This is a genomic window from Metasolibacillus sp. FSL K6-0083 (assembly GCF_038630865.1).
GTDB lineage: Bacteria > Bacillota > Bacilli > Bacillales_A > Planococcaceae > Metasolibacillus > Metasolibacillus fluoroglycofenilyticus.
The window spans coordinates 550,192-568,245 of record NZ_CP152046.1; the positions used below are offsets into that span (position 1 = coordinate 550,192).

Consider the following 18,054-nt stretch of genomic DNA (forward strand, 5'->3'; position numbering starts at 1 on the left):
AATAAGGGTTTGTAAGCTTAGACTACTAAAACGGATAATATCAATCCCAGCTCGATAGGCAGGGTTTAATAAGGCGCTGCATTATGACCTTTATCAATTGCATCTTCTGGGGCTTTAGTGCCTGCTATATTGCCAAGCGGTTTTGAAGCACTAGAATTGTTTTGTGCATTATGCAAGCCATCTTTCAGCAAACGACCGTATTCCTCATCAGCTTCCTGTGCTAAGGCAATCATGGCATTTTGAATATCAATATGACAGACCGATAAATCACGTATTAAATTTGCAAGCAGCTCATCGCGTTCCCATTGCTCAAAGTTGCGATAGGTTTCACCAGCTTGCTTTGTATTGTTTTGACGGTCAATTGATTCACGAACAAGATTTCCTTCGATATATGGCGTATACTCTTTACCGTTTTGTGTTGCTTCCTTTAAGCCGTTTAACATAGAAGGCTCATAATTAATATGTGGATTTTGCCCAGGTGCTAAATCGCGTTTATACATCATTTGCCCTCCGGCTTGATTTGTTGCAACATGCTTTTTCGGTGCATTAATCGGAAGTTGTAAATAGTTTGCCCCTACGCGATGGCGCTGTGTATCAGAATAGGAGAATGTGCGACCTTGCAACATTTTATCATCAGAAAAATCTAAGCCGTCGACAAGTACACCAGTGCCAAAAGTGGCCTGCTCTACCTCAGCAAAATAATCTTCAGGATTTTTATTTAATACCATTTTGCCAACGAGATGCCACGGGAATTGGTCATTTGGCCAAAGTTTAGTATCGTCCAATGGATCAAAATCAAGCTCGGGATGTGGACCGTCCTCCATAATTTGAATATAGAGCTCCCATTCAGGATATTCTCCGCGTTCTATCGCATCATATAAATCCTGTGTCGCATGATTGAAATTTTTCTTTTGAATTTCTTCTGCCTCTTCTTGTGTTAAATTTTTAATGCCTTGAAGTGGCTCCCAATGATATTTCACAAGCACAGCATTTCCTTCACTATTTACCCATTTATAAGTGTTTACACCAGAGCCTTGCATCATTCGATAATTCGCTGGAATGCCCCAAGGTGAGTATACCAATGTAACCATATGGAAGGTCTCTGGAGAGCTCGCACAAAAATCAAAAAAGCGTTCCACACTTTGAATATTTGTAATAGGGTCAGGCTTAAAGGCATGAATCATATCTGGAAACTTGATGGCATCACGAATAAAGAAGATTTTTAAATTATTACCGACTAAATCCCAGTTGCCATCCTCCGTATAAAATTTTACCGCAAAGCCTCTTGGGTCTCGCAATGTTTCAGGGGAATGACCTCCATGAATTACAGTTGAGAAACGAACAAATACTGGTGTTTTCTTCCCCTTGTCTTGAAAGACTTTTGCACGTGTATATTTAGAAATGGGCTCATCACCAACGACACCATATGTTTCAAAATAACCATGTGCGCCAGCACCACGAGCATGCACTACACGTTCTGGAATTCTTTCGCGGTCAAAATGACTAAGTTTCTCTAAAAAATCGTAATTTTCAAGTGTAGCAGGACCACGATTACCAACAGTTCGTAAATTTTGATTGTTCGTAATAGGATGCCCTTGCCGATTTGTTAAAGTCGTATCTTGCTGATGTTTCGAATCGTTTTGTTTAGTCATCATATAACTCCTTTCTAGTAAGTAATTTTATATTGTCCATTATTGGGACAAACTAGACATACGAATAAAAAGGAGCATTCTTGTTAGAAATATTTTCGGGGTCTTGAAAAAACCCTCCTGTATGATGCTTAAGTGTCAATCGGAAAATTGACTTGTATATCTACAGAGAGGACTCCATTCAATGAATTTTAATGCGAATGAAAAAATTAATCAAGCTTCTGAAACATGAGCTAGACATTCGAGAAGGGAGTATTTTAAAAGGGGAAAAACTGTTTTTAAATAATAAAGTTGTTTAGATAGGTAATAAAGTCATTTACACAGGTTAGTCTTGCCATTCAACAAATAGACCGAATTAGGGAGGCGCATTTTTATGAAAAGGAAACAAAATCCGCTTGAGCTGCGTTTTCCAACAGAAGTATTTTTGTCAAAATATAAATCAAGTGTAAACGAAAAAGAAATAGCCATTATTTCCTTCTCATAACCTTCCACAATCATTTTTCCGAAATAAAAAATTAAACTTTTTTAACCTAAATTTAACCTTTGCTCTGTATAATCTATCCATGTAAAAACAAAATCAATCGAAAGGAACAACATGTATGCAACGAAAAACAAAGCCAACCCTCGTTCCTATAGCGATTGCAGTCTTGTTTATGCAAACGTTATTTGGTAGTTTACCAGCAAGGGCAATTGAAAATTTTGCTAATCAATCTTATTATGAGGGAAAAATGATGAAAAATCCTATAGTAGGACAATTAGCTCTAATTAATCCAAAGCTTGAAATCGAATACGCCGCAGTGCCAGTGAATACAGCGCCCATGCTAGCCGCAATCGGCAATAAAACGGTCAACGAAGGAACGCCTCTTACTTTTACAGCGACAGCAACAGATTTAGATTCTGCTGTATTAACCTACAGTTTAGTGGGTGCACCAATGGGAGCAAGCATCGACGCAACGACAGGTGTGTTTACATGGACACCGACAGAAGCGCAGGGCCCAGGAAGCTACACCTTTGAAGTACGAGTAAGTGATGGGACGTTAACAGATTCAGAAACTATTACTGTTACAGTGAATGAAGTAAACGAAGCGCCCGTGCTAGCAGCTATCGGCAATAAAACGGTAGATGAAGAAAGCATGCTTACCTTTACAGCAAGCGCAACGGATGTTGATTTACCGGAAAATTCATTAACGTACAGCTTACTAGGTCCACCAATGGGAGCAAGCATCAATACAATGACAGGTGTGTTTATATGGACACCGACAGAAGCACAAGGTCCAGGAAGCTATACTTTTGCAGTACGAGTAAGTGATGGGACGTTAACAGATTCAGAAACTATTACTGTTACAGTGAATGAAGTAAACGCAGCGCCCATACTAGCTGCAATTGGCAATAAAACGGTCAACGAAGGAACTTCTCTTACTTTTACAGCGACAGCAACAGATTCAGATTCTGCTGTATTGACTTACAGCTTAGTAGGTGCACCAGCAGGAGCAAGCATCAATGCAATGACAGGTGTGTTTACATGGACACCGACAGAAGCACAAGGTCCAGGAAGCTACACCTTTGCAGTACGAGTAAGTGATGGGATGCTAACAGACGAAGAAAGTATTACTGTTACAGTGAATGAAGTAAACACAGCGCCCGTGCTAGCACCTATCGGCAATAAAGCAGTAGATGAAGAAAGCATACTTACGTTTACAGCAAGCGCAACGGATGCTGATTTACCCGAAAATTCATTAACCTACAGCTTAGTAGGTGCACCAACGGGAGCAAGCATCGACGCAACGACAGGTATGTTTACATGGACACCGACAGAAGCACAAGGTTCAGGAAGCTATACCTTTGCAGTACGAGTAAGTGATGGAGCGTTAACAGACGAAGAAAGTATTACTGTTACAGTTAATGAAGTAAACACAGCGCCCGTGCTAGTAGCTATCGGCAATAAAACAGTAGATGAAGAAAGCATGCTTACGTTTACGGCAAGCGCGATGGATGTTGATTTACCCGAAAATTCATTAACGTACAGCTTAGTAGGTGCACCAACGGGAGCAAGCATCAATGCAATGACAGGTGTGTTTACATGGACACCGACAGAAGCACAAGGTCCAGCCAGTTACACATTCACAGTACGAGTAAGTGATGGAGCGTTAACAGACGAAGAAAGTATTACTGTTACAGTGAATGAAGTAAACACAGCGCCCGTGCTAGCAGCTATCGGCAATAAAACAGTAGATGAAGGAAGCTTGCTTACGTTTACAGCAAGCGCAACGGATGCTGATTTACCGGAAAATTCATTAACGTACAGCTTACTAGGTGCACCAACAGGAGCAAGCATTGACGCAACGACAGGTGTGTTTACATGGACACCATCAACAACTGAAAGCTTGAAAGAGTATACCTTTACAGTAAAGGTGAGTGATGGCTCATTAACAGATGAGGAAGTAATTACAGTTACTATAAAAATGGTGCATGGTAATAATTCGACTATTGATGTACCAGGTTCAACAGGAACAGCAGTCAATGCGTTAACTATTACATTGCATACGAACGGTGGCACAGCGATAGCGCCAATCGACATAAGCTCTCATACAAAAGTTGGCAATTTACCTGTGCCAATAAGGGAGGGCTATCGCTTTGAAGGTTGGTATCAAGATGAGGCATTGACAAAACGATGGGAAGAGGAAACGATTTTGCGAGAAAATATTTCGCTCTATGCAAAATGGACAGCAATACCTATAGAGCAACCTGAGCCCTCGCAGCCAGCACAGCCAATCATACCATTTCATGATGTAGAAAGACATTGGGCAAAAGAGATGATTGAGGAACTAACAGCCCTCGGTATTATCCAAGGCTTTGAAGATGGTACTTTCCGTCCGAATGCTCCGATTAGTCGTATGCATGTGGCAGTGCTACTAACAAGAGTATTTTCACTAGATGCAGTGAGAGAAGCAGATGGTTTCTCGGATGTACCGTCCACACACCCTTATTATGAGGCGATTCAAACATTGCAACAAGCAGGCATTATAGACGGGGCAAATGGTGCGTTTCTCCCAGCAGAAAATATGACGAGAGCGCAATTAGCTAAAGTGCTTGTGGGCGTGCTTGAGCTAACACCAGAAGGCACAAGTTCCTTTGTAGATGTGGCTAGCTCCCATTGGAGTGCTGGTTATATTGCGACGCTAGAGCGCGAAGGGATTACACTCGGTGATAGCGGCTATTTCAGACCAAACGAGCCTGTCACAAGAGCACAGTTTGTCACATTTTTATATCGGATTATGCAAAAATAGTAAAAAGAAAAAACTTGAAAGGATGTTTCTTTCAAGTTTTTTTGTGCAAAATACAATGTAAGACTTCTAGTGGTATCGCTTCTACAGTTTCATTTATGTAGGACATTGCCCAACATTTTGGTTTTTTAGCTTCTTTCAGCAATGTTTTTTGTGCGGCAAGCGTAGCGATAAATTTTATTTGTACCGATAGTAAGGCGACAGGTACAGAAGACTCCCGTCTCTATAGGTGTCAGAATGAATCATAGGAACTCAGTCTAAGAACATCGCAATCTGAGATAACGACTGAGTGGCCCACATCGAAAGCTTTCGGTGGATGTCACAAATTTAGAAGGAAGCCTACGTGATGCAGGTCAGTTAACCGTTCTCACAGGACGTGATAATTTTAGGTTAACACTAATCAACATATGGAAGGAAATACCGGATGAAAGTTGTTTGATAGGGAAGCCCGAGTTTATCTATCCAAAATTTATAGATGCTTATAATTGGCTAAAAAGGAGATTGAAGGGGAGGTTTCCCAACTATAATGGCGAATACCCAATATGACTATGGAAGATATCTTTTGAAATTGTTTTCATGAAAAAAGACTTCTCCATTGAGAGAGAAGCCTTTTTTACCTTATAACTGCCCGTTTGATATGCCCTAAAATCTCCCCAATTCGTCCCCAAATAGAACGATTTTATATGGAGGTGTTTGGATAGTAAATAAATTATCAATTGTTTAAAAAAGCCGTTATATCAATGTTTTGAGCGATTATCATATGAATAGATGGACTAGTTTAAACCTTGGCTATCTTTCCATTCAAGGAATTCGTCGTATGTTAATTGCTTATCTAAAATTGACCCATCTTCGCGAATTTCAATTACGCGGTTGGCAATTGTTTGGATGAATTGGTGGTCATGTGATGTGAATAACATAGCCCCTTTAAAGCGAATTAAACCTTCGTTTAGCGCTTGAATAGACTCAAGGTCCAAATGGTTCGTCGGCTCATCTAAAATTAATACATTAGAGTTAGCTAGCATCATTTTTGATAGCATACAACGAACTTTTTCGCCTCCTGATAAAACAGAAGGGGATTTTTTCACTTCTTCACCTGAGAATAGCATACGACCTAGGAAGCCGCGTAAGAAGCTTTCCGTTTCGTCCTCTGGTGAGTATTGGCGTAACCAATCAACCAATGTTTTTTCAGTACCAGTGAAGTATTTATCATGGTCGTTTTCAAAATAGCTTTGAGATGTTGTGACACCCCATTTGAATGTACCGCTTTCTGGCTCCGCATTTTCTGTTAAAATATCAAATAATGCCGTTTTGGCATTTGGGCTACCTAGGAAGACAATTTTGTCCTCTTTATTCATTGAGAAACGAAGGTCTTTGAATAATATTTCACCGTCCAAGGAAGCAGAAAGCCCTTCAACCGTTAGCACATCATTGCCGATGTCGCGTCCGATTTGGAAGTTGATAAATGGATATTTTCGGCTAGATGGACGAATATCATCTAACTCGATTTTATCTAACATTTTCTTACGTGAAGTTGCTTGCTTCGATTTCGATGCGTTTGCAGAGAAACGAGCGATAAACTCTTTTAATTCTTTAATTTTCTCTTCTTTTTTCGCATTTTGATCAGACATCATTTTTTGAGCTAGTTGACTTGATTCATACCAGAAATCATAGTTACCAACGTATAATTGGATTTTACCAAAGTCAAGGTCTGCAATATGCGTACATACTTTATTTAAGAAATGACGGTCATGCGAGACAACGATAACTGTATGCTCAAAGTTAATTAAAAATTCCTCTAGCCATTGAATTGCCTTTAAGTCAAGGTGGTTGGTCGGCTCATCTAGTAATAGAACATCTGGCTCACCGAACAATGCTTGTGCAAGTAACACTTTGACCTTTTCAGCACCTTCTAAGTCAGCCATTTTTGAATAGTGAATATCGTCACCGATGCCTAAGCCATTTAATAGCGTTGCCGCATCTGATTCCGCTACCCAACCATTCATTTCTGCAAATTCACCTTCAAGTTCCGCAGCACGCATGCCATCTTCATCTGAAAACTCTTCCTTTGCATAAATAGCGTCTTTTTCCTTCATTACTTCATAAAGGCGTTTATTACCCATAATGACAGTATCTAAAACTGTATATTCATCGTATTCAAAATGATTTTGCTTTAATACCGATAAACGCTCGTCCTTGCCCATTGATACATGGCCTTCTTGCGGCTCGATATCACCAGCTAAAATTTTTATAAACGTTGATTTTCCAGCACCATTCGCACCAATCAAACCGTAACAGTTCCCAGGTGTGAATTTAATATTTACGTCTTCAAATAGTTTACGATCGCCATAACGTAAACCAACACCACTTACTTGAATCATGTAAGCTTCCTCCTTCAAATTAAACAGCGAGCATAATGCTCTTATTTGTACACAATACTTTCTATTATAACGCAACTTAGAAATAAAAGAAATGAAGAAGTAAAAATGATAGCGAGTAGAAATGACGTAAAGTTTATGCTTAACTTACTAAGAGAGTCGTTAAGGAAATGAGGAATTTGAGTGAAGTGGAAAGATGTTTTGATTATCATTGCGATTTTTATCGTAGCATTAAATTTGCGCCCTTCGATTACATCAATTGGACCAGTATTGAATAGCATTCGCACGGATTTATCTATTTCAAGCACACAGGTAAGCTTGTTAACGGCAATACCTATTTTCTGTATGGGATTATTTGCACCGCTTGCCGTACCTATGCAAAGGCGCTTTGACTATCGTTTAGCGGTTACTATGCTCGTTGCCTTAATTGGTGTTGCGACATTTATTCGTATGTTTGCAGCAAGCTACAGCATGTTACTTATAACAAGCTTGCTAGTCGGCTTCGCCATTGCCATTATTAGCCCGATGCTCAATACCTTTATTAAATTATACTTTCCGCATAAGGTAGCTGCAGTTGTGAGCATTTATTCCTTGGCGATGGGGGCAGGGGCAGCATTAAGCGCAGGCTTTACTGCTGTTTTTTATAAATATTTCGAGGAATGGCCAATCGCTTTAGGTATTTGGGGCATCCTTGCTATTATCGCAATCGTTTTTTGGTTATTTGCGATAAAGCGGGATGAGGGAGCAACGTTATTTGCTGCACTGTCGTTAGAAATTCGTAATCCGTGGAAGACAAAGAAAGCGTGGCTTTTATTATTATTTTTTGGTTTGCAAGCATCACTATTCTTTTCACTAACAACTTGGCTAGCGCCTGTTGCGATAGCGCATGGATTTTCAATTGTCACAGCAGGGGCGGTTTTAACAGTGATGTCACTCGTTCAACTAACAACCAATGCGCTATTGCCGAGCGCACTCGCGAAATATCCAAGCACGATTTTTTGGCTATTTATATTACTAGCAGTCGGTGGTATTGGGGCTAGCTGCTTATTTATCGGTACAAATAGTGCGATTTGGGGAGGGGCGATGCTGTTAGGAGTGACACTAGGTGGTTTATTTCCACTCGCATTAACACTTCCATTAAATGAAGCGCGTAATAATGAGGAGGCAAATGCATGGAGCTCGATGGTAATGTCAGGGGGCTTTATGATGAGTGCAATCATCCCTTTATTAATCGGCTTCATTTACGATATAACACGAAGTCATTTGTATACGAAAGCCATTTATATCATTTTAATCGCTGCATTATTACTTACTGTTTTTGCAATCAACAAAAGAAACAATAAAGCTTAATTTTATTCTAAGAACGCCATAAATCGCTTGTAACCAATACGATGCTTGGCTAAAGTATCCGGCGAATTAAGATACTACTACACCGAAAAGGCTCTAAATCAATTGTTTAAAAATCCCTTCTAATATAAGGGCAAATCTCTTTATGAAAAGTGAACTGCTGCACCACTTTTCATAAAGCCTATTTTCGGTTAAGGTTATAGTATATGTGAATAAGGGGTGGGGAAACTATGCATTTTCCGAAAATGGTAGAAATAACTGAGGTAGGACCGAGAGACGGCTTGCAAAATGAAGCGCAATTTGTGCCGACAGAGCAAAAAAAGAAGCTAATTGAACAGCTTGTTAAAACAGGGGTAAGACGCATTGAAACGGCTTCGTTTGTACATCCAAGGGCTGTACCACAAATGGCGGATGCGCAAGAAATTGTTGCTTTCTCGAAAAGCTTGGGTCTTGATTTTCTCGTATTGACACCGAATATGAAAGCGTTAGAAATGGCATTGGCAGTAGGGGTACAGCAAATTGCCGTTTTTGTCGGAGCGAGTGAAACTTTTAATGAGCGCAATATTAGACGCTCTATTGCTGATTCTTTGCAGGAATGTGAAGAAATGTTTCGCATAGCTAAAGAGCAAGGTTTATTCGTGCGTGGCTATGTATCGATGTGCTTTAGCTGTCCGTATGAAGGCGCCATTTCATACGAGCAAGTAGCACGTGTTGTAAGCCATTTTGTTCAGCATGGTGTTGATGAGATTTCCATTGGGGACACAAATGGTCAAGCAACGCCAAAAATTGTCTATGAGCGCTTTACTAGATTGCGAGAGGATTATCCGAATACTAAATTTATCGCTCATTTCCATGATACAAATGGCTTCGCTTACGCCAACACCATTGCCGCGCTGCAGGCAGGAATTACAGCTTTTGATAGCTCAGTTGGTGGGTTAGGTGGCTGTCCGTTTTCTCCAGGTGCAACAGGCAATATATCGACAAATAAGCTAGTAGAGCTTATGCATAAAATGGGTATTGCAACAGGCATTGATGAAGAGAAATTACTTGCTACGAGCAAATATGCACATAAAATTATTATGTAAACTAAGGGAGGTTTGTTGAAAGTTTTGAAGATGCAAGAAGCAAAAAAGCATTTACAAACATATTTTGGCTATGCATCCTTTCGCATAGGTCAGGAGCAGGCAATCGCACAAGTGTTGGATGGGATAGACACGCTCGTTGTGATGCCGACAGGGGGTGGAAAATCACTTTGCTACCAGATTCCAGCACTTTCTTTAGAAGGAACGACTATCGTTATCTCGCCGCTTATTTCGCTTATGAAAGACCAGGTCGATATGCTAGTCGCAAGTGGTGTACCTGCAGCCTTTTTAAATAGCTCCCAATCGATGGAGGAAGTGCAAGATGTTTTACGCGATGTGCGCAATGGTCGAATAAAAATGCTTTATATTGCACCAGAGCGCCTAGACAATGATTATTTTTGTCAAACATTAGCGACGATTAAAGTGCCGCTCATCGCTGTCGATGAAGCACACTGTATTTCGCAATGGGGGCATGATTTTCGTCCGAGCTATCGCAATATCCACAACATTTTACAGCTTTGGCCAGAGCGCCCAACCGTTATTGCCTTAACTGCTACTGCAACGCCAGCAGTTTGTGAGGATATTCGAGGGACGCTATCGATTCAGGATGAGCATACCTTTATTACAGGCTTTGCCAGAGATAATCTGCGTTTTTCTGTGCAGTCTGCTATTAGCAGGGATGCGTATGTGAAAGAGTTTTTAAAAAATGCAAGGAATGAAGCTGGTATTATTTATGCCGCAACAAGAAAATCCGTTGATTCATTGTACGAGCAGCTTGTAAAAATGGGCGTGCGGGTAGCAAAATATCACGGTGGCATGGATGAGGTTTCACGCGCGCAGGAGCAAAATCGCTTTTTACGTGATGAGGCACAAGTGATGGTGGCGACAAATGCATTTGGAATGGGGATTAATAAAACAAATGTGCGCTTCGTGTTACATTACCAAATGCCACGAAATATGGAAAGCTATTATCAAGAGGCAGGACGGGCAGGGCGGGATGGCTTGCCAAGTGAATGCATTTTATTATATGCCTCTAGTGATGAGCAGACACAGCGCTTTTTAATTGATCAAGCCCAGGACAGAACTCGCATCCCGATGGAGCTCACAAAGCTGCAGCAAATGGTCGATTATTGTCACACAGAAAGCTGCCTACAGGGCTATATTATCGAGTATTTTGGGGAGAAAGATGCAGAAGCTTGTGGGCAATGTAGCAATTGTGCAGATACACGACCGAAAGAAGATGTAACAGAGGATGCGCAAAAGGTCTTATCTTGTATTGTGCGTATGGGGCAAAAATTTGGTAAAACAATTACAGCACAAGTGCTAGCAGGCTCCCGTAATAAAAAGGTAAGTGAGCTGCGCTTTGATAGATTGCCGACATATGGTATTTTAAAGGCAATGTCAGCAAAGGATGTGGCTAACTTTATCGAGTTTTTAATTGCAGAGCAATTAATCGCTGTTAGTAACGGGCAATTTCCGACAATTTTTGTCGCAGAACGAGGCAAAGAGGTATTGCTAGGCAAGCAACGCGTTTATCGCAGACAAGCATCCTCTGTGCAAGTTGCCCATGATAAAGACCCGCTATTTGAAGAGCTCCGAGCTGTACGTATGGTGATTGCTAAAGAAGAAGGCGTGCCACCGTTTGTTGTCTTTTCAGATAAAACATTGCATGATATGTGTGCAAAACGCCCGCAAAATGAAGTGGAATTTTTAGCGATTAGTGGCGTAGGGGAGAGCAAACTTAAAAAATACGGTGCACAATTTATTGAAGCGATTATCATGTTTGAGACGGCGAATGTTTAGTTTCTTTAGGCTTCTGCTAGTGTCCAAACGCCTGCTAAAATAAGAACATCATATCCTACTGCAATTACAAATTTATATGAATAATATTATTATGTTAACTTAAAACCATATGACGCGAGTGAAAATTCGCTGTCATATGGTTTTAATTTTAATCATTTAGTCTTGCATAGGGCCAATGATAGTAGACTTCATTTTTGAAACTAATCGGTGCAGGGTGATGAAGAAAATGCTCCTCACATGAAATAATATCTGGGAAATCTGCTATTACTTCTGTCGCTGCAATACTTAATAAGTCTTTTTCATTTTCTGAAGGCTCTTCATCAAAAAAGACTTTCCATATTAAATGGTTATTTTCGATTTTAGCGTAAATGGCTTTTGTATTTTTGGTAATGGCTAAAAATAGAGCTCTCTGTGCACTCAACATAAGCTCGGTATGAGGGTTAATAAGCTTCATTATGAAAGAATCTCCTTATCAAAATGCCATCAATCAATGTTCTTCAATTGACTGCTGGCAACTATGGTTAATATGTACCTAGCACATTAGCGCCTTTCGCTAAATTTGTGGTAGTAACCAAGAGCTGTCACTATTCTTAGTGCAAGGAGCCGTCTGAAAAGTCATTTTGGGACAGCTCCTTGCTATCAGTGATTTTAAATGTTTCCCCTGTTTGTAGCTTTTTCAGATTTCTGCCTCCTAAAAGACATACTGCACAAGTACCATATAGAAGCATGTGCCTGCTGCGATAGATAATAGCATGCTTCTTTTCCAAAGATGCAGGGAGACGACAAGAATTACCGCTAAAATTTCAGGTAATCCATGACGATTAGAAAGAAAGCTGACATCTTTAAAGCAATAAATAACGAGCATACCGATAACGGCAGCAGGTAACACTTTGCCAAGATATTGGATGTAGACGGGAGTCGGTTTATTAGCTGGGAAAATGAAAAAGGGTAAAAAACGTGTGAGCATCGTACCAATTACAACGACCCCTACTGTTATAATTTGCTGTGTAATTGTCATAGGGCAGTCCTCTTTTCCTTTTGTAATGTTGGACGAAGTAGTGTTAAAACACCTAAAATCGCCAGCATTGCAGGGATGATAAAGCGTTCACCACCGAAAACGGCTAGCGAAATCGCCGATAGCAAGAGTCCTAGCATTGCACTATAGTGCTGCTTTGTATTTAACCAATGTTCTAAAAAAATAACGACGAATAGAGCGGTCATTACAAATTCCAAGCCCTCTGTATTAAAGGTAATGAACGAACCGAAAACACCCCCAATTGTTGCACCAGCCACCCAATAAATTTGATTTAACAGTGTGACGAATAGCATGACCTTTCCCTTATCAAGATTATTCGGAATATTCAGCGTGCTATTGATAGCAAAAGATTCATCACACATACCGTATATGAGATACCATTTTTTATGACCAGACTGACCGTATTTATCTAACATTGAAATACCGTAAAATAAATGTCTTGCATTGACCATTAGCGTTAAGAAAAAGGCGCTAAGTGGATTAAAGGAAATAAGCAGTAGATTCGCTGCCACAAACTCCATTGAGCCTGCGAAAATAAAGAGGCTCATTAAAATCGGATAAATGGCATGGAAGCCTAGAGAATTCATAAAAATTCCATAGGCGATGCCTAAAAATAAAAAGCCCGCTAAAATGGGAACCGTTTGGGGAAACGCGAATTTTAGCGCAGCACGTGTTGCGTTTGTGCTGTTCAAAGTAGCCACATCCTTTACTTTTGCCAATGTGTGTTAATAAATTCATCGCGCCCTGATTTTGCGCGGTCTTCCTTGTAATGCTGCGATTCTTTTTTATAGTAATCTTGGTGATAATCCTCAGCTTCATAGAAAGTTGCTGCGTCTCGAATGGCTGTGACGATTGGTTTGCTGAAGCGACCGCTTGCAGCAAGAGCCGCCTTCGAATTTTCTGCCTGCTCACGCTGCTCTTTGCTATGTGTAAAAATCGCTGTTGAATAAGATTCACCTCGGTCATGAAACTGCCCGCCTGCATCTGTCGGATCAATTTGCATCCAGTAAATTTCAAGCAGTCGTTCATAGCTAAATATGCTTGGATCAAATTCGATTTGAACAACCTCTAAATGACCAGATTGTCCAGCCTTCACATCTTCATATGTTGGATTATCAATATGACCACCCATATAGCCGCTTGTTACTTTATGTATGCCGTCCCACTCTTCAAAAGGCTTAACCATGCACCAAAAACAGCCGCCGGCAAACGTTGCTTTTTCCATCTATATTCCTCCTTCTCATAGCCTGTATTGTATCATGCGTGAAAAACTATCGACAACCTTTTGAACTGGTAGGACGTCTGTAAAGGAGGACAGTAAATTTCTTTTCAGAAGATTCGTTTTGTTTTATTAAAAATATGACCATTTCAAAAGGAAAATAGATTGTTTGAAATGATTGAAAACAGCGAATCTAGCAACTTTTTTAAAAAATTTTAAATTTTGTACTTGCCTCCTTATCCTGCGTTTACTCATCGCAGAAAAGATGTGCTCCTGCGGTTACTCGTCGCAGAAAAAATGTGCTCCTGCGTTTACTCGTCGCAGAAAAAATTGCTGAAAGATGTTAAAATTTGTACGGAAACAGTATAATAAGGGAGGACTGTCCGAATAGACTAACACATCTTTGGTTCAGTGAAAAAGGCTTTCACTTATTTGAAATTTAAAAGAATGCTGTTAGTTTAAGAGTTTATAACTTTTAAAACGAGTTACTTACTTTTTAAATAGTGAGTGATTTTAATGAAATATTAATAAAACGTTCAAAAAGTAGTGCGAAGCATTCGCTTTTCGGACGACTCTAAAGGAGAATTTTATGGAGCAGCTTGAACGACGCCAAACACGACATAAACGAAAAAAATTTCGTACAGGAAGGTTTATTTTTCTAATAATTATCGCATTGCTATTAGGAGCAGTTGCTTATAGTGTTCAGCAATATCGCAGTGGACAAAATCTTGCAAGTGAAACAAAGCTACCTGAGCAAGACTTTGTAGCGGATGTAAAAAAAGGAGAGATTGAAAACTTTTTAATTTTAGGTGTCGATAGTCGAGGAGAGGAGAAGTCGCGTACAGATACGATGATGCTATTATCATGGAATCACGACACGAATGATATAAAGCTTGTCTCATTTATGCGTGATATTTATGCAGACATTCCGGGCTATCAATCCTATAAGCTGAATACAGCCTACTACTTAGGCGGTGTGCAATTATTAAAAGATACGTTGAATGCAATGTTTGAAGTGCCTATTCATCATTATGCAGTCATTGATTTTAAAAGTTTTGAAGCGCTAATTGATATTTTAGCGCCAAATGGTATTACGATGGATGTCGAAAAGGATATGTCGGCATATATTGGAGTTTCATTAAAGCAAGGTACGCAGCAGCTAAATGGCAAGGAATTGTTAGGCTATGCACGCTTTAGACAAGATGCAGAAGGTGATTTTGGGCGTGTTGCTCGTCAACAAAAGGTGATGGATGCATTAAAGAGCGAGCTATTATCACCAGCAAATGCCAAAAATTTACCGAAATTTATCGGTGCAGCACAAGGCTATATGACTACCGATTTAACATCTGCACAGGAGTTAAAAATGGCGCTATTTATAGCAGCAGGTGGTGGGGTAGAAATCGAAAAAATGACGATTCCTGTCGAGGGAACATATACATTTAACTCGTATCAGCATGCAGGCTCTGTATTAGAAATCGATCAGCAGCAAAATCAAGCTTTGCTACATGAGTTTTTACAGATGAAATAAGCAGCTAATTCATGCTAGAATAGCTGCACATATATCTTTTTTGAAAAATAAGAAAGTGTATGTTTAATGTTTGAGCAGCATCTAGGATAAGCTTGTGCTGTAGCAATTTTCTTAAAATTTGACAATTAGCAGGGGTGGTTTTTTGGAGCAGGGAAAAACAAATATGCAAAATAAGCAGCTACCGCAAGAAACTTCGAATTTTTTTTCGACACGTTTCATCCGCTTTTTAGGCGGAAAAAACTTATTGTTCTTACTTCTTATCTTGTTAATTGTCGGCTGTGTTATTTTTATTTATGATAAAATCTCATTTATTTTCCAGCCACTTCGTGTATTATTTGAGGTCGTTATTTTGCCAGGGGTGCTTGGCGTTATATTGTATTATTTAACACGACCATTTTTACGTTTATTAATGCGATGGAATATTTCTAAAATATGGGCGATTTTAATTATTTATTTAGTTGCAATCGGTGCTTTAGCATTAACAATCGTATTAATTTATCCATTTTTACGCGACCAGTTCACAAATTTAATGAATGAGTTTCCAGCGTATTTTATGGCATTTGTTGAAAATATTGTTTCATGGCTGAATAATTCACGGCTAGATGAATACTTTGCGAGAATTAATTTTGATTACGATCAAATGATTACAAGCTTGACGGATGATATTGTGACGCAAGTAAAGGATTTGGCAACAGGCTTTGCTACAAGTGTTGCATCGGGAATTACCGGATTTGTTTCTGCTTTGACAGGTCTTGTGCTATCACTTGTTATAGTGCCATTCATCTTGTTTTATTTATTATATGAGGGCGAAAAAATGCCGAAGTTTATCGTGCGTCTTACTCCGCCGAGCATGCGAAAATTCGTAGGTGAAGTATTACACGATATGGACAAGCAAATTAGCTCCTATATTCAAGGGCAAATTTTAGTGTCTATTTGCATTGGGGCGATGGTAACAATCGGTTTCCTAATTATCGGCTTAGACTATGCATTACTGTTAGGGGTACTGGCGATGGTGACGAGTGTCGTACCATATTTAGGCCCTGTTATCGCAATTACACCTGCTGCAATTATTGCTATTGTCTCTGATTCACCGTTTATGATTTTAAAGCTTGCGGCTGTCTGGACGATTGTACAATTAATTGAAGGGAAGTTTATTTCGCCACAAATTATGGGCAAATCATTGAGCATCCATCCAATTACTATTATTTTCGTGTTATTAACAGCAGGCTCCTTATTCAGCGTTCCAGGTGTTATTTTAGGGATACCAGCTTATGCGTTAATTAAAGTGCTAGTGACACATATTTATCAAGTGTTTAAAAAGCGCTACAATCGTTTCCAAACGACTAAAGAGGATATGTACGAGGAGTAGCGAATTTCATCATAAAAGGGGCTGTTCGAAAAAATAGACATTTTTCGAACAGCCCCATCTTCTATATTAAATATTCGCTAAAACATGCTTAAGATAGCCTTAATTAGATAGCGCGAAGCTTTTCAACAGCTTGCGCTAGTAATTCAACATCTTGTACAAGTGCTAGGCGCATATAACCCTCGCCAGCATTACCGAATACGGTGCCAGGAACCATCACAACACCAGTCTCTTCAATGGCTTTAAAGGCGAATTCTTCGCTTGTCATCTTATATGGGTGCTTTGCCCAGACGAACATTCCACCATTGGAAGGTGCTACCTCCCAGCCAATTTGCTGAAGCCCAGTCATTAATACACGGTGTCGCTCTGCAAATGTCGTGCGTAAGCTTGCCGTAATTTCCTCTGCATGGTCTAGGGCGAGTGCAGCAGTTAGCTGAATCGGCTCGAAAATACCAAAATCTAAATTTGATTTAAGCTGCTTAACAATGCCAATCATATTTGCATTGCCTACAATATAAGCAATGCGTGCACCTGCAAGGCTAAAGCTTTTTGATAAAGAATTAATTTCTAAGCCGACCTCTTTTGCACCCGGTGTTGCTAAAAAGCTTCCCGCAGCATTCCCAGTGAAATAAAATTCAGAGTAAGCCGCATCGTGTAAAACGATGATATTGTGCTTTTTAGCAAATGCCACAACTTGCTCAAAATATTGCTCAGAAGGCATTGCCGGTACAGGGTTGCCCGGTAAGTTTAAAATAAGTAGTTTAGCTTTGTCTGCAATGTCGTTTGGAATACTAGCTAAGTCTGGCAAATACCCATTGTCCTTTGTAAGTGGCATATAATAGGGCGTTGCACCTGCTAAATGAATGCCCGCATCGTATGCGACATAGGCTGGGTTCGTTGTTAAGACGATATCACCAGGGTTGCAAAAGGCAATTGGTAAATGGACTAATCCTTCCTGTGAGCCCATCGTTTGTACAACTTCTGTTTGTGCATCAAGCGTAACACCGTTTACTCTTTCATAGTAGCGACAAACAGCCTCGTTGAAAGCCTGTACACCTGTTAATGTGTAACGATACGATTGTGGTTTGGCTACTAGCTGTGCCATATGTTCAAGCAGCATAGGAGCAGGGGGAATATCTGGACTGCCTAAGCTTAAATCGATAATTTCCATACCTTTTCGTTGCTGCTGTGCTGCAAATGCTTTTAATTTTCCAAAAATCGCCTCTGTAAATAGCGACATTTTTAATGATGGCTCAATATTCAAAAAGAACACTCCTTTAACCTGTTAAAAACTTCAATTCATTGTAGCACAAACAAGACATTTTGTATTTCGAGAATTCAGAAAATAGTATATATACTTCTAAA

13 protein-coding genes are annotated in these 18,054 nt (G+C 39.8%); 6 read left to right on the plus strand and 7 right to left on the minus strand.

Features of this window, described 5'->3' with window-relative positions; genetic code table 11:
- Nucleotides 1–65: 65 nt before the first annotated feature.
- Complete coding sequence (locus tag MHB51_RS02545) at nt 66–1,652, minus strand: catalase (protein ID WP_342559457.1); 1,587 nt, start codon at nt 1,650–1,652, stop codon at nt 66–68.
- 596 nt (nt 1,653–2,248) lie between these two features.
- Here MHB51_RS02545 and MHB51_RS02550 point away from each other — a divergent pair.
- A complete protein-coding gene (locus MHB51_RS02550) occupies nt 2,249–4,936 on the plus strand; it encodes a putative Ig domain-containing protein (RefSeq protein WP_342558914.1) in 2,688 nt (895 codons plus the stop codon).
- Between the two features lie 770 nt (nt 4,937–5,706).
- Here the strand turns inward: MHB51_RS02550 and MHB51_RS02555 are convergent.
- Nucleotides 5,707–7,311: an ATP-binding cassette domain-containing protein gene (locus tag MHB51_RS02555; protein ID WP_066163003.1), complete on the minus strand. Its 1,605-nt coding sequence runs from the start codon at nt 7,309–7,311 to the stop codon at nt 5,707–5,709.
- A 180-nt stretch (nt 7,312–7,491) separates the two neighbouring features.
- Between MHB51_RS02555 and MHB51_RS02560 the strand changes: the two genes are divergently transcribed.
- The 3 genes from MHB51_RS02560 to recQ all read left to right on the plus strand — a co-directional run bounded on the left by MHB51_RS02560 (nt 7,492) and on the right by recQ (nt 11,540).
- Complete coding sequence (locus MHB51_RS02560; RefSeq protein WP_066163006.1) at nt 7,492–8,658, plus strand: MFS transporter; 1,167 nt, start codon at nt 7,492–7,494, stop codon at nt 8,656–8,658.
- Nucleotides 8,659–8,885: 227 nt separating this feature from the next.
- Entirely contained in the window at nt 8,886–9,740 is an 855-nt protein-coding gene (locus MHB51_RS02565; RefSeq protein WP_342558915.1) for a hydroxymethylglutaryl-CoA lyase, read from the plus strand.
- A 30-nt stretch (nt 9,741–9,770) separates the two neighbouring features.
- A complete protein-coding gene (recQ, locus tag MHB51_RS02570) occupies nt 9,771–11,540 on the plus strand; it encodes a DNA helicase RecQ (RefSeq protein WP_066163012.1) in 1,770 nt (589 codons plus the stop codon).
- A gap of 148 nt (nt 11,541–11,688) precedes the next feature.
- On the opposite strand, the gene MHB51_RS02575 is transcribed toward recQ, so the two are convergent.
- From MHB51_RS02575 to msrA, 4 genes are all read right to left on the minus strand, one after another.
- Nucleotides 11,689–11,994, minus strand: coding sequence for a hypothetical protein (locus MHB51_RS02575; RefSeq protein WP_066163015.1), 306 nt, complete (start codon nt 11,992–11,994; stop codon nt 11,689–11,691).
- 237 nt (nt 11,995–12,231) lie between these two features.
- Nucleotides 12,232–12,558, minus strand: a complete 327-nt coding sequence (locus tag MHB51_RS02580) for a branched-chain amino acid transporter permease (protein WP_066163020.1) — start codon at nt 12,556–12,558, stop codon at nt 12,232–12,234.
- Nucleotides 12,555–13,268, minus strand: a complete 714-nt coding sequence (locus tag MHB51_RS02585; RefSeq protein WP_066163023.1) for an AzlC family ABC transporter permease — start codon at nt 13,266–13,268, stop codon at nt 12,555–12,557. Before MHB51_RS02585 ends, MHB51_RS02580 begins: the two co-directional genes overlap by 4 nt.
- A gap of 14 nt (nt 13,269–13,282) precedes the next feature.
- Nucleotides 13,283–13,801, minus strand: coding sequence for a peptide-methionine (S)-S-oxide reductase MsrA (gene msrA, locus MHB51_RS02590; protein WP_066163026.1), 519 nt, complete (start codon nt 13,799–13,801; stop codon nt 13,283–13,285).
- Nucleotides 13,802–14,384: 583 nt separating this feature from the next.
- Between msrA and MHB51_RS02595 the strand changes: the two genes are divergently transcribed.
- On the plus strand, nt 14,385–15,323 hold the full coding sequence (locus tag MHB51_RS02595; RefSeq protein WP_342558916.1) for an LCP family protein: 939 nt from the start codon (nt 14,385–14,387) through the stop codon (nt 15,321–15,323).
- Nucleotides 15,324–15,486: 163 nt separating this feature from the next.
- Nucleotides 15,487–16,692 (plus strand): AI-2E family transporter, encoded by a 1,206-nt coding sequence (locus MHB51_RS02600; protein WP_342559458.1) that lies wholly within the window; start codon nt 15,487–15,489, stop codon nt 16,690–16,692.
- A gap of 103 nt (nt 16,693–16,795) precedes the next feature.
- Here the strand turns inward: MHB51_RS02600 and MHB51_RS02605 are convergent, their stop codons facing one another.
- Nucleotides 16,796–17,953: an aminotransferase class I/II-fold pyridoxal phosphate-dependent enzyme gene (locus MHB51_RS02605; protein ID WP_066163038.1), complete on the minus strand. Its 1,158-nt coding sequence runs from the start codon at nt 17,951–17,953 to the stop codon at nt 16,796–16,798.
- Nucleotides 17,954–18,054: the final 101 nt, after the last annotated feature.

Excerpts from the sequence above, each read along its gene's own strand:
- MHB51_RS02545 (WP_342559457.1), bottom strand. The coding sequence starts at position 1,652 with ATGACTAAACAAAACGATTCGAAACATCAGCAAGATACGACTTTAACA.
- MHB51_RS02550 (WP_342558914.1), top strand. The coding sequence starts at position 2,249 with ATGCAACGAAAAACAAAGCCAACCCTCGTTCCTATAGCGATTGCAGTC.
- MHB51_RS02555 (WP_066163003.1), bottom strand. The coding sequence starts at position 7,311 with ATGATTCAAGTAAGTGGTGTTGGTTTACGTTATGGCGATCGTAAACTA.
- MHB51_RS02565 (WP_342558915.1), top strand. The coding sequence starts at position 8,886 with ATGCATTTTCCGAAAATGGTAGAAATAACTGAGGTAGGACCGAGAGAC.
- recQ (WP_066163012.1), top strand. The coding sequence starts at position 9,771 with ATGCAAGAAGCAAAAAAGCATTTACAAACATATTTTGGCTATGCATCC.
- MHB51_RS02575 (WP_066163015.1), bottom strand. The coding sequence starts at position 11,994 with ATGAAGCTTATTAACCCTCATACCGAGCTTATGTTGAGTGCACAGAGA.
- MHB51_RS02580 (WP_066163020.1), bottom strand. The coding sequence starts at position 12,558 with ATGACAATTACACAGCAAATTATAACAGTAGGGGTCGTTGTAATTGGT.
- msrA (WP_066163026.1), bottom strand. The coding sequence starts at position 13,801 with ATGGAAAAAGCAACGTTTGCCGGCGGCTGTTTTTGGTGCATGGTTAAG.
- MHB51_RS02595 (WP_342558916.1), top strand. The coding sequence starts at position 14,385 with ATGGAGCAGCTTGAACGACGCCAAACACGACATAAACGAAAAAAATTT.
- MHB51_RS02600 (WP_342559458.1), top strand. The coding sequence starts at position 15,487 with ATGCAAAATAAGCAGCTACCGCAAGAAACTTCGAATTTTTTTTCGACA.